We start from the raw sequence: 12,543 nt of genomic DNA, 5'->3' as shown, positions 1-12,543 counted from the left end.
AGCCGCTGCTGCTCCTGCCGCCGCCGCACCTGCTGCTGCCGCCCCGGTTGCGGCCCCGGCCAAGCCTGGCGCCAAGGTTCATGCAGGCCCGGCTGTACGCCAACTGGCCCGTGAGTTCGGTGTCGAGCTGAGCGCTGTCGGTGCCAGTGGCCCGCACGGTCGTATCCTGAAAGAAGACGTTCAGGTTTACGTCAAAGCCATGATGCAGAAGGCCAAGGAAGCACCGGCCGCTGCTGGCGCTGCAACCGGCGGCGCGGGCATCCCGCCGATTCCGGTCGTGGACTTCAGCCGCTTCGGCGAAACCGAAGAAGTGCCGATGACTCGCCTGATGCAAATCGGCGCGTCGAGCCTGCACCGCAGCTGGCTGAACATCCCGCACGTGACTCAGTTCGATTCGGCTGATATCACCGAGCTGGAAGCGTTCCGTATCGCTCAGAAAGCCGTTGCAGAGAAGGCTGGCGTCAAGCTGACCATCCTGCCGCTGCTGCTCAAATCCTGCGCGCACCTGCTCAAGGAACTGCCGGACTTCAACAGTTCGCTGGCCCCAAGCGGCAAGGCGATCATCCGCAAGAAGTACGTCAACATCGGCTTCGCCGTCGACACCCCTGAAGGCCTGTTGGTACCGGTCATCAAGAACGTCGACCAGAAGAGCCTGCTGCAACTGGCGGCTGAAGCGGCGGCACTGGCTGCCAAGGCCCGCGACAAGAAGCTCACCGCTGACGACATGCAAGGCGCCTGCTTCACCATTTCCAGCCTCGGCCACATTGGCGGCACCGGCTTCACGCCGATCGTCAACGCGCCGGAAGTGGCGATCCTCGGTGTTTCCAAGGCAACCATCCAGCCAGTCTGGGACGGCAAAGCCTTCCAGCCTAAGCTGATGCTGCCACTGTCGCTGTCCTACGATCACCGTGTGATCAACGGCGCCGCTGCCGCACGCTTCACCCAGCGTCTGAGCAGCCTGCTGGCGGACATCCGCACCATCCTGCTGTAACACCGGCCGGCCCTCCTTCACCGGAGGGCCGTTCGCGTTCCACGTTTCCGAGCGCCACGCTCGTACCTCAACCCCGCCAATTTGGCGGGGCTTTTTTTTGCCCGATGTTTTTGGTTGCCTTCCTACATTTGTGGCTGATATCGCCCACAACCTTAGTCCATTTCGGCTCGGTATTTTTTGGAGCTCAATAACTAGCCTAGGCCCAGGACTGCATTAAACAGTCAATAAGCCGCTTACGTTGAATCAATTAAATAGTGAATGGACTCGAATATGTTCAAGCCAACTGTCGGGCCGATTATTGGCCACACAACAACGGATCAAGCCCGCATATTTGTGCGCGGAAAGTTTCAAAAAGACGCGCTGGTATTTGCCGGCATTCGTTATCGACGCCACGGCGAAGAGCACTGGGATAAAGGGACTTTCAAACGACTGTCGGAAGTGCGCGACATGTCCGACGTTATTATTCTCGATGGTCTGGCCGCCGATACCGAATACGACTATCAAGCCGGCTGGTTCAGCCCCATGAACCCGATGCACACGGTAGAAACCGTGCAAGAGTTGCCGCTGCAATGGCCGCGGGAGGTGTACCGCATGCGCACACAGTCAGACCAGGCCACCACGCCACGGGGCTACATCGTCGGGTCCTGTCGTTACCTGGGCATGACCGGCGGTGTGCCATGGGCTCCGCACCTGGGGGACCGAATCTTTGCGTCCATATCCAGCCTGGCACAGCATTGCACACCGCCGATCAGCGCCATGTTGATGACCGGCGACCAGGTCTACGTCGATGACTTGAACTTCCTCGCCCCCGACCGTGAATACCAGGACATCCTCGCCAAGTACCGCACGGCCTTCTCCCAGCCACACATCACCCAGTTAATGTCCGGTGTGCCGACTTACATGATTCTCGATGATCATGAAATCGAAGATAACTGGCCAGCCAACAAAAGCCGTTACGATGACTACTTATACAAAAATGCAATGGCAGCCTATGAGTTGTACCAGGTCAGTCACGGTCCCGCCCACGAATCAACGACCCCGGAACAACACGGCCAGCCATTGAAAAAATACTGGTACCAGTTCGCCAATGGCGATCTCGAGTGGTTTGTCACCGACAGTCGCACCCGGCGCAATCTCGCCAACCGCGATCGGCGCATCCTTGATACCGAACAGGAACAGGCGTTGTGTGACTGGTTGATCCACAGCCCGGCCCGGGTCAAATTCGTGGTCACCAGCGTCATGTTTTTCCCCGACCGCAAACGCCTGGGTGATGACGCCTGGCAGGCCTTTCCCGAACAACGGTTGCGCTTGCTGGAGACCATTCGCACACACCGGATCAGGAACGTGATCTTCATTTCCGGCGATGTCCATGGCTCCCTGACCAGTCGGCTGACCCACAGCGAGGACTCGGAAATGGAGGTTCACACTATCGTCTCTTCGCCCTTGTGCAATAGCAAACTGCTGCCCTATGCCAAGGCGTCCACCTTCACCCTCGATCAACCCCTGGCCCGAACAGCCGCAGGCGACTATCGCCATGAACTGACCAGCGAGGTGATCAGTCAGGACAACTTCGCGCACTTGGTGGTCGAGGCGCAGCAGATTCGTGTGAATTACCACGACCGGGACGGCAAGCTTTTGCAGTCGACCGGCATCCCTTTAAGGTAAGTCCGCTTCCCTGTGGCGAGGGAGCTTGCTCCCGCTTGAGTGCGCAGCGCTCACAAGATTTTGGGGCCGCTGCGCAGCCCAGCGCGAGCAAGCTCGCTCGCCACAGTTCAATATTCAAATCCGAATATTCAATTTAAACCATTACTTTTAGCCACTAATTGAAGAAATCCATTCTCCTGCCGACATATTCTTATAGCACTTGGCCTTCATGTCTCTTGTCAGTCGGTGCTGCAATGATGCAACCTTGCCGCAGACAACAGTAAAGAGGGCGAGAGCCCGGCGCGATCAGCATATTCGAAGCGAGTTTCCCTTAATGAAAAGCCAACCCGATGCCGCCAGCCGTATGGTGGCCGAGGTAGTGACGCAGTTGCCTGTGCCCTCGCGGCTCGGCATGCTGCGTTTCGAACGGCTGAATGAGGTTAGCTGGGCGCTGCTGTTTCTCGATCCCAACTGCGAACGCGAGTTTGGGCTGGCCGCCGTGGAGCTGTGTGCCCTGGTGGACTCGCCCTACGCCAGCCTGATGGAGCCCGAAGCGCGCTATCAACTGCACGACGCGATCCAGCAACAACTCAGCAACAGCCCGCATTACCTGATCCGCTACACGCTGCACACCGCGAAGGGCCCCCTGAACCTGCTGGAACTCGGCGAGTCCTACCGTCAACACAATCGGCACCTGTTGCGCGGCTACCTCATGGTCGTGGACGGCCTGTTCGACGGTGGGCAAATGCTGCCGAGCCAGGACCTGGAAAGCCAGAATTCGAGCCTGCAAATCGCCCTGGAACTCAATCAGCGCGCCCAGCAGGAACAGCTTCTGCACCTGGAACGGATGCGCGCTCAACAGGACCTGATCCTGTTGCTGACCCGCCAGCGCTACAGCAGCAACAATTCTTTGCAGGAAGCGGCCGAGCTGATCACCCGCAGTGCCTGCGACATCTACAACATCGACTGCGCCAGCCTGTGGAACCTCGAAGGCTCGATGCTGGTGCCGATCTCGGCCTATCACCGCACCGCCCAGGAATACCTGCTGCCGGAGTCGATCGACGTCAGTGGCTTCCCCGATTACCTAGACGCCTTGCACACCGGCCGCGCCATCGATGCGCACAACGCCATGCGCGACCCGCGCACCCGGGAAATGGCCGAACACCTGCGCCCGCGCGATGTGAACGCCATGCTCGACGCGAGCATCCGGGTCGATGGCCAAGTAGTCGGCGTGCTCTGCCTGGAACAGACCGGCGTGACCCGCGCCTGGCAATCGGATGAAATCGCCTTCGCCGGCGAGCTGGCCGACCAGTTCGCCCAAGTGATCAACAACCACAACCGCCGCACCGCCACCAGCGCGCTGCACCTGTTCCAGCGGGCGGTCGAACAAAGCGCCAACGCCTTTCTGCTGGTCAATTGCGACGGCGTGGTGGAGTACGTCAACCCGAGCTTCACGGCGATCACCCAGTACACCACCGAAGAAGTCCACGGCCAGCGGCTGTCAGAATTGCCGGCGCTGGAGAACCTCAGCGAATTGCTGTTCGACGCGCCCTCGGCGCTGGCCAAGAGCAACAGTTGGCAGGGTGAATTCAAGAGCCGGCGCAAAAACCTGGAACCCTACTGGGGCCAGTTGTCGATCTCCAAGGTCTATGGCGATAACCGTGAGCTGACGCATTACATCGGCATCTACGAAGACATCACCCAGACCAAGCTCGCGCAACAACGCATCGAACGCCTGGCCTACACCGACAACCTGACCAACCTCGGCAACCGTCCGGCGTTCATCCGCAACCTCGACGAGCGCTTCGCCCGAGACAGCGATACGCCGATCAGCCTGCTGCTGGTGGACATCGACAACTTCAAGCGGATCAACGACAGCCTCGGCCACCAGACCGGCGACAAACTGCTGATCAGTCTGGCCCGACGCCTGCGCAACAGTCTGATCCCCAGCGGTAGCCTGGCGCGCTTCGCCAGTAACGAGTTCGCGGTGCTGCTGGACAACACGGACCTGCACACCGGCCAGCAAGTTGCCAACCAGCTGCTGATGACCCTCGACAAGCCGATGTTCGTCGACAACCAACTGATCAGCGTCACCGGTTCCGTGGGCCTCGCCTGCGCGCCGCTGCATGGCCGCGACCCGCAAACCCTGATGCGTAACGCCGGGCTTGCGCTGCACAAGGCCAAGGCCAACGGCAAACATCAGGTGCAGGTGTTCACCGAAGCGTTGAACGCCGAGGCCAGCTACAAGCTGTTTGTCGAGAACAACCTGCGTCGCGCCCTGACCCAGAACGAACTGGACGTGTTCTACCAACCCAAGCTCTGCCTGCGCAGCGGTCGCCTGCTTGGGATGGAAGCCTTGCTGCGCTGGAACCATCCGGAAAAAGGCATGATCCGTCCGGACCAGTTCATCAGCGTCGCCGAAGAAACCGGCCTGATCATTCCGATCGGCAAATGGATCGCCCGTCAGGCCTGCCGCATGAGCAAAGACCTGACCGCCGCCGGCCTGGGCAATCTGCAAGTGGCGATCAACCTGTCGCCCAAACAGTTCTCCGACCCGGACCTGGTGTCCTCGATCGCCAACATCCTCAAGGAAGAAGCGCTGCCGGCGAACCTGCTGGAGCTTGAGTTGACGGAGGGCCTGCTGCTGGAAGCCACCGAAGACACCCACTTGCAGCTCGACCAGCTCAAGCGCCTCGGCCTGACCCTGGCCATGGACGACTTCGGCACCGGCTACTCGTCGCTGAGCTATCTGAAAAAATTCCCGATCGACATCATCAAGATCGATCGCAGCTTCATCCACGAAATCCCGGACAACCAGGACGACATGGAAATCACTTCGGCGGTGATCGCCATGGCCCACAACCTGAAAATCAAGGTCGTGGCCGAGGGCATCGAGACCGCCGAGCAGCTGGCCTTCCTGCGCCGCCACCGTTGCGACGTCGGCCAGGGCTACCTGTTCGACCGGCCAATCCCGGGCTCCGAGCTGATCGAAAAGCTCAGACGCTATCCGCGCGGCCCGCTCGTCTGAAGCACCCTGCAAATCCCAGTGGAACACCCTAACCCCTGTGGGAGTGAGCCTGCTCGCGATGGCGGTGTATCAGTGACGTAGATTCTGACTGACACACCGCTATCGCGAGCAGGCTCACTCCTACAAGGGTAGTGCGTAACCGGTCGGCATTCGGCAAACTGGCGACCTGACTCCCAACATTCCAACCTGACTGAGAGGACTGATGATGGTTCTGCGCTCGGAAATCCTGGTGAACAAAAACGTGCTCCCGACTAAAGAACAAGCTCTGCCTGGCCGCGAAACCCCAATGAACCTGCCGGAAAAACACTTCGTGCACGACGCCCCGTTGCTGGGCCCGTTCGTCACCGACGTGGATTTCGCGATCTTCGGCTTGGGCTGCTTCTGGGGCGCGGAACGCCGCTTCTGGCAGCGCGAAGGCGTGGTCAGCACGGTAGTGGGTTACGCCGGCGGCTTCACACCGAACCCTACGTATGAAGAAGTCTGCTCGGGCCTGACCGGCCACAGCGAAGTGGTACTGGTGGTCTACGAGCCGGCGAAAGTCAGCTACGACGAGCTGCTGAAGATGTTCTGGGAATTGCACAACCCGACCCAGGGCATGCGCCAGGGCAACGACATCGGCACTCAGTACCGCTCGGTGATCTACGCCACCAACCCGACCCAGCTGGCCGCCGCCAAGCACAGCGCGCAGGTGTTCCAGGGCGAACTGACCAAGGCCGGCAAAGGCACCATCACCACCGAAATCGACGAAGCGCCGACGGTCTACTTCGCCGAGGCGTATCACCAGCAATACCTGGCGAAAAACCCTGAAGGGTATTGCGGGATTGGCGGTACAGGCGTGACCTGCCCGATCTGACAGATCAACACAGTACCTGTGGCGAGGGAGCTTGCTCCCGCCCGGCTGCGAAGCAGTCGTAAAATCGGTATCCGGGTTCTTTCTGAAAGAACACGGTCGCTGATGTCAGGGCCGCTCCGCGCCCCAGCGGGAGCAAGCTCCCTCGCCACACATGTTCTGCTTACTCGGCAATCAACCAATCCATCTGCCACCCACCCTGGGTCTGCCCAAGCTTCTGGGACAACCACGGCAGCAATTCACGCAATTCCTCTTCCAGCCCCCACGGCGGATTGGCAATCGCCAACCCGGAACCGTTCAAGCTGCTCGGCGTGTCCAGTGGATGCACCAACAACTCCACCCGCAACAACTTCGGCGCGCCCGTGCCGGCCAGGTCCTGATAAAAACGCCGCAACATGCGCTGATCCTTCACCGGGTACCAGATCGCCGCCACGGTTTGACGCATCCGGCCAATCGCCTCTTTCAGCGACGCCGCACAGCGCTGCATCTCATCAAGCTGCTCGAACGGCGGATCAATCAGCATCACCGCGCGCTTCTCCTGCACCGGCAACATCGCACGCGGCACATGCCAGCCTTCGCCCAAGTGAACCTTCACGCGACGGTCGCCGGCCATGTTGTCCTTGAGCAACACACCGTCCTCGGGGTGCTTCTCGTTGAGCATCACCCGATCCTGCGGCCGCGTCAGACGCCGCGCCAGCTCCGGCGAACCCGGGTAATAGCGCAACTGGCCATCCGGGTTCATGTCGTGCAGCACCTTCATGTAATCGGCGGTCAGCGCCGGCAGATCCGGCTGATCCCACAACCGCGCGATGCCTTCCAGGTATTCACCGGTACGGCTCGCCTGATCGCCCTGCAGGTCATACAGACCAATGCCGGCGTGAGTGTCGAGATAGGCAAACGGCTGCTCCTTGCGCGACATCAGGGCGATGAGGCGGGTCAAGGTCAGGTGTTTGAACACATCGGCGTGATTGCCGGCATGGAAGGCGTGACGATAATTCATGATTGCTCCTGCGAAGGCCGGGAAGTTTACCTTGTACCGGGCTGGCCGTCAGGACCTCACAGCCGAGCGGGCACTGACACCCTCCAAACCGCTTGGCCCCACAATTCCTCTACCCTACACAAACCCTGTGGCGAGGGGATTCATCCCCGTTGGGCTGCGAAGCAGCCCCAAAACCAGACAACCGGGAATACCTGACACACCGCATCACGCCTGCCCCCACAATTCCCCTACCCTACACAAACCCTGTGGCGAGGGGATTTATCCCCGTTGGGCTGCGAAGCAGCCCCAAAACCAGACAACCGGGAATACCTGACACACCGCATCGCCCAACTTACGACTGCTACGCAGCCGAACGGGGATAAATCCCCTCACCACAGGTCCCACCAGGCACTAATCCGCAGATCTAGCCCGCAACCGCCGCCCTACCACATCCAGCACATCACACCCATCGCGCAACGGAATGGCACACAGCAACGCAAAGTCACTGAGAATGAAGGACTCACACTCAATCGAACCCCGCATCGACAGGTTCTCCAGCACTTGGGTAACGGCACGAATTCGATAGCTGGCTGCGTCATACAAAACATCGAGCGGGGCTTGGGTATCGACGAACAGGGTGGGCATGTCGCTGCAATTGCTGGTGAGCGCCATGAAGCGGTTTTCGGGGTGGGGGATTGGTTTTTCGTAGGGTGGGTCGGGGTGAAGAGTTTTCATTTTCAAATTCCATAGGCAGTAAATAGGAACTGCCATCAGCCTTCCTACAGGCTGGGGTGGCAGTTATGCGCGGGGTAGGAATATCGAGGCCTTTGGAAAACTCGACCACGCCGAAACGTGCCCGCGCACAACCGCCGCAACTGATCTTACGGACGCACGTTAACGGCCGCAAACCAAGCTTCGACGCCAATACATTTCCAACGACTTTTGAAGGGTTCCTACACCCCGCCACTGAGTTTTCAGTGACTGCCAAAGACTATCGATGGAACACCTTTCAAACCAGTTCATGGAAACCGCCGCGACTTGAAGGAAACTTCCGACGACCTTGCCCAGAAATTTCGCAGCCTGTCAGACCGCCTTCGTAGGCAAGCCTCGTTCCTACAGATTCGAGGCCAGCCGCCAAAAATGGGAACAACCTCCTTCCTGTAGGAGCGAGGCTTGCCCGCGAATTGGGCGCGAAGTGGTCATAAAATCTATCGCCCCCACAAATAGTAGTGGTTTCACCAAGTTGATTGATCTTCAAGACTGGCCTTTTGAAGATCTTTTTTCCACTCAACAGTTGCCAACCGAAAAATATCTTCAAAAAAAACTCTGGTGTTTTCCATCTCATCCCAACCACAAGGGAAAGACGAATATTCTTCAGGGTCATACGCCAGCAACGACTGAAAATCATAGTTTTTATCTTGGAGAGCATTCTCAAGACATTTATAAAGTAAAAATCTTTGCCTGTATGACCGCTTCCTAGATAGGCAATATTTAAGAATTAACTCCTCCCTATCCGCAGGATGATTGGGGTTGTATCTCTCCAATTCCTCCCCTAAAGTTTCTTCCCGATCATAAATATCAAAGCACCCAAAAAAATAAGAAGGCGTAGGGATATACGGCTGCCCTGTTCCAATATCGACAAGCATTTTTTACTCTACCTAATTAAATATAACGCAAATGGAATTTCCGTTTCAGAATCAAATTTCACTCAAAACCATCCAATCCAATAAGCCTCGGATTTTTTTTCGATCTGCGATTGGATTTATACCCTTCACCAGCACCCGGAAGCCTCATTCTGACAATATCGTTTTCCTCTTTATTCTTTCCTGTGAAACGAGGTAGTCCGCGAAAAGAGGACAGACTTATTTGCCACCCTTACTAATACCAACAACACCTTTTAAGTTGACAACAAAAAAGCACATCCACCCCATTGCTTCCCATACCCTCTTTAAGCACTAATCGACACTTCCATAACAAAACAAAAGCGGACATATGGGAATGCGACAATAAAACAAGACGAACCAAAAAATTTAGTACTCAAACAACTGAAGATCCAATCTAGAGCGACACTCGTAGTAGAACCTAGAGCCACTTTCGCGTTGATCATGTCTAAAATCCAGCACCTGCTTGTATAGAGACTGAATTGCAGGCTCATGAATAACTCTCATACTATCCAGAACCAAACAAAGCTCATATATTTCATCTTCACGTCTTACAAGCTCTTGCCTATATTCATCTCTCGACATAATCCCTCGAAACCTAGAAAAATAAAAAGGCAACTTAGTACCACCCCTAAACATCCATAAAAAAGAATGCGACAACAATCCAGCAAAATACAACCTACTCGGGCATTTTGGATCTGCAGCAAACTCTAGCAACCCCTTCGCACCAAAAATACTCATTACTGCACTTTCAAAAATTGCAGCATCACCATCATCGCCACTTTCATACATATCAATAACGACGCCGTTGTACGCCCATTCCAAAATCAACTCTCGCGTTATATCCTCAGACACTGCAAGTCACCAACCAGACTGATCTTCAAGACTAGCTTTTTGAAGATCGCCCTCACACTCTTCGCCGACCAGTCTATATATATCTTCAAAAAGCCCAAGAGGGTCTTCTAGCTCTGTCACTTCCCACGCAAAAGAATCGTTCGCATCGTAATCTGCCTCAAACTCAGTAGCGAAATCAAAATATGGCAATTTTAGAGACTCCTATAAAACCTCAAACAATAAAAATCTATGTCTAAAAGGCAAACGTTCGAATTTAGGTAATACATTTCATCTAATAATTTTTTCTCTGCCACTTACCTGACTTGGATCATAAACCCGTAACTCAGCACCTAGCGACCAAATCTTAAACTAGGGCCATAAATTTACGCGACCCCTTACCCATTTTTTTGTTGGGGAAGTGCTATCAATCGACCTCTATTTTTAAATCTCATCAAATATTTCAGTATTGTATTTTGCGACAGTGCATATGTCGTACTTTTACTCAAATTCTTCGACTCGTCGCTTAGCATGGGCTTGGCAAGTTTATCTTTCCGCCCCCTCTGATCGAAAAGAGGACAGACTTATTTGCTACCCTTACTAATACCAACAACACCTTTGAAGTTGACAGCAAAAAACACATCCGCCCCCTTTGCTTGCTACAACTTGAAGGAAACTTCCGACGACCTTGCCCGGAAATTTCGTAGCCTGTAAGACCGCCTTCGCGGGCAAGCCTCGCTCCTACAGGTCCGAGGCCTGCCGCCAAAAATGGGAAACAACCTCAACCCTGTAGGAGCGAGGCTTGCCCGCGAATTGAGCGCGAGGTGGTCTTAAAATCCATCGGCCCCAAAAATAGTAGTGGTTTCACCAAGTCGCTTGATCCTCAAGGCTGGCCTTTTGAAGATCTTCTTTCCACTCAACAGTTGCCAATCGAAAAATATCTTCAAAAAAAACTCTGGTGTTTTCCATCTCATCCCAACCACAAGGGAAAGACGAATATGCTTCTGGGTCATACGCCAGCAATGACTGAAAATCATATTTTTCGTCCTGAAGAGCCTTCTCCAAACTCTTATAAATCAAAAATTTATGCCGGTATGACTTTCTTGTAGGCAAGCAGTACTTAAGTATTATCTCTTCTCTATTAGCTGGGTCATTAGGATCAAGTTTTTCAAGAGCTTCCCCCAGCGTTTCTTCACGATCATAAATATCAACGCCCCCCAAGAAAAAAGCGGGTGTCGGGAGGTATGGTTGTCCGTCATCAGGATCGATAAACATTTCTCACCTATTTAATTGGATAGAGCGTAAACGGCACGCCAGTTACAGGATCGAATTTCATTTCAAACCTATCCATTTGAATTAATTTCGGATTATTTTTCGACTTTGGATTAGGCATATAACCCTCTCCCGCACCAGAAAGCCTCATCCTCACAACATCGGCATTCTGAGAATCTTTTCCCGTAAAACGTGTTAGCCCTTGTTCCGTCCGCGTGGTTCCCAGGTGGTAGGCTTTGAGCATAAGTTCCCAACTATGAAACCTGGAGCTGGGATTTCCTTTCCTATCCCGAGGTGTCCTACCTGTAATAGGGTCAGTACCATCAATAGCTCGCTTCTTCCATTTGGCATCGGGTACCGCTGGACTGTGTTTCCCCACCATATGCATGCGCTGGCTTTTATCCAACCGTCTGATTTCTTTCTCGGCAAGCTTCGCAGCACTTAACTTAGGCCTCGGTAACTCAGGCCCACCCTCATCCACTCTAACGCCAGTCGTATCATCCGGCGCCCCACACCCCGCCTTACCCGACTGCGGGCAATTCCCGCTCAACCCCAACGGATCAATCCACCCCGTCGGGTTCGGCGTGTATTGATACTGATTCAGCCCACCCGCCAACTTGACCGGGTCGGGCGTCAGGTACCGTCCAACCTGCGGATCATAGTACCGATGCCGGTTGTAATGCAGGCCGCTCTCGCTATCGAAGTACTGGCCCTGAAAGCGCAGCGGTTGCTCAAGTTGTTCGCCGCCGCCGAAGGCTAACTGCGTGACTTTGCCGTAGGCGTTGTACTTCGCCGACCACACGATCTCGCCGCTGTAATCCGTCAGCTCTTGCGGCGTGCCGAGGTGATCGAGTTGGTAGTAGAACGGGCACGCCTTTCGCGGGCCTTTGCCGTCGAGCATGGCCAGCGGTTTGAAGCTGCCCGGTTCGTAGACGTAGCTGCGGTAATGCGTGCGGCTGCTTTCGGCGACGAGGGTGTCGCCCTGCCAGAAGAACTCGGTGGTTTTGCCGTCGACGGTTTTGGCGATGCGGCGGCCGAAGGCGTCATAGCGGTAACTGGCGCAACGCCCATCCGGCAACGTGACGCCGACCAATCGGTGCTGGCAGTCGTAGGTGTATTCGGTGACCAGTTGTTGCCCGCTGCCACGGCGTTCGCGGATGAGGTTGCCGAAGGCGTCGTAGTCGTAATGCCGGTCGCCTTGCATCAGCAGGCGGTTGCCTTTGACGGTTGCGGCGCCGGGGCGGTCCTGCATCAGCAGGTTGCCGGCCGGGTCGTGGGCGAAGCTTT

11 protein-coding genes are annotated in these 12,543 nt (G+C 55.7%); 4 read left to right on the top strand and 7 right to left on the bottom strand.

The window, feature by feature from the left end:
• The 4 genes from EJA72_RS12015 to msrA all read left to right on the top strand — a co-directional run.
• A partial coding sequence (locus EJA72_RS12015; RefSeq protein WP_178129321.1) for a 2-oxo acid dehydrogenase subunit E2 occupies positions 1-991 on the top strand: 991 nt, incomplete at its 5' end.
• Between the two features lie 270 nt (positions 992-1,261).
• The gene (locus tag EJA72_RS12010; RefSeq protein ID WP_157711674.1) at positions 1,262-2,656 is read left to right on the top strand and encodes an alkaline phosphatase D family protein; all 1,395 of its coding nucleotides are present in this window, start codon (positions 1,262-1,264) and stop codon (positions 2,654-2,656) included.
• Positions 2,657-2,969: 313 nt separating this feature from the next.
• The gene (locus EJA72_RS12005) at positions 2,970-5,663 is read left to right on the top strand and encodes a GGDEF and EAL domain-containing protein (RefSeq protein WP_157711673.1); all 2,694 of its coding nucleotides are present in this window, start codon (positions 2,970-2,972) and stop codon (positions 5,661-5,663) included.
• Positions 5,664-5,868: 205 nt separating this feature from the next.
• Positions 5,869-6,516 carry a peptide-methionine (S)-S-oxide reductase MsrA gene (gene msrA / locus EJA72_RS12000; protein WP_157711676.1) on the top strand — a complete coding sequence of 216 codons (648 nt, stop codon included), beginning with the start codon at positions 5,869-5,871 and terminating at the stop codon, positions 6,514-6,516.
• Positions 6,517-6,676: 160 nt separating this feature from the next.
• Here the strand turns inward: msrA and EJA72_RS11995 are convergent, their stop codons facing one another.
• The 7 genes from EJA72_RS11995 to EJA72_RS11965 form a co-directional block, all read right to left on the bottom strand.
• Positions 6,677-7,513, bottom strand: coding sequence for a 23S rRNA (adenine(2030)-N(6))-methyltransferase RlmJ (locus EJA72_RS11995; protein WP_157711672.1), 837 nt, complete (start codon positions 7,511-7,513; stop codon positions 6,677-6,679).
• A gap of 390 nt (positions 7,514-7,903) precedes the next feature.
• Positions 7,904-8,227: a hypothetical protein gene (locus tag EJA72_RS11990; RefSeq protein ID WP_157711675.1), complete on the bottom strand. Its 324-nt coding sequence runs from the start codon at positions 8,225-8,227 to the stop codon at positions 7,904-7,906.
• 500 nt (positions 8,228-8,727) lie between these two features.
• Entirely contained in the window at positions 8,728-9,138 is a 411-nt protein-coding gene (locus EJA72_RS11985) for a hypothetical protein (protein WP_157711671.1), read from the bottom strand.
• A gap of 384 nt (positions 9,139-9,522) precedes the next feature.
• Complete coding sequence (locus EJA72_RS11980) at positions 9,523-10,008, bottom strand: hypothetical protein (protein WP_157711670.1); 486 nt, start codon at positions 10,006-10,008, stop codon at positions 9,523-9,525.
• Positions 10,009-10,014: 6 nt separating this feature from the next.
• Positions 10,015-10,197, bottom strand: coding sequence for a hypothetical protein (locus tag EJA72_RS11975; protein ID WP_157711669.1), 183 nt, complete (start codon positions 10,195-10,197; stop codon positions 10,015-10,017).
• A 651-nt stretch (positions 10,198-10,848) separates the two neighbouring features.
• A complete protein-coding gene (locus tag EJA72_RS11970) occupies positions 10,849-11,259 on the bottom strand; it encodes a hypothetical protein (protein WP_157711668.1) in 411 nt (136 codons plus the stop codon).
• 7 nt (positions 11,260-11,266) lie between these two features.
• On the bottom strand, positions 11,267-12,543 hold a 1,277-nt coding region (locus tag EJA72_RS11965), incomplete at its 5' end, for an RHS repeat domain-containing protein (RefSeq protein ID WP_178129320.1).

The sequence above is a fragment of the Pseudomonas sp. PB120 genome (assembly GCF_009761815.1).
Taxonomy (GTDB): domain Bacteria; phylum Pseudomonadota; class Gammaproteobacteria; order Pseudomonadales; family Pseudomonadaceae; genus Aquipseudomonas.
The sequence above is the reverse complement of the archived record's forward strand: the minus strand, read 5'-3'. Positions and strand labels throughout refer to the sequence as shown.

What these genes read in the sequence shown, in the direction of transcription:
- EJA72_RS11970 (WP_157711668.1), bottom strand. Translation starts at nt 11,259, where the DNA reads ATGTTTATCGATCCTGATGACGGACAACCATACCTCCCGACACCCGCT.
- EJA72_RS11995 (WP_157711672.1), bottom strand. Translation starts at nt 7,513, where the DNA reads ATGAATTATCGTCACGCCTTCCATGCCGGCAATCACGCCGATGTGTTC.
- msrA (WP_157711676.1), top strand. Translation starts at nt 5,869, where the DNA reads ATGGTTCTGCGCTCGGAAATCCTGGTGAACAAAAACGTGCTCCCGACT.
- EJA72_RS12010 (WP_157711674.1), top strand. Translation starts at nt 1,262, where the DNA reads ATGTTCAAGCCAACTGTCGGGCCGATTATTGGCCACACAACAACGGAT.
- EJA72_RS11990 (WP_157711675.1), bottom strand. Translation starts at nt 8,227, where the DNA reads ATGAAAACTCTTCACCCCGACCCACCCTACGAAAAACCAATCCCCCAC.
- EJA72_RS11985 (WP_157711671.1), bottom strand. Translation starts at nt 9,138, where the DNA reads ATGCTTGTCGATATTGGAACAGGGCAGCCGTATATCCCTACGCCTTCT.
- EJA72_RS12005 (WP_157711673.1), top strand. Translation starts at nt 2,970, where the DNA reads ATGAAAAGCCAACCCGATGCCGCCAGCCGTATGGTGGCCGAGGTAGTG.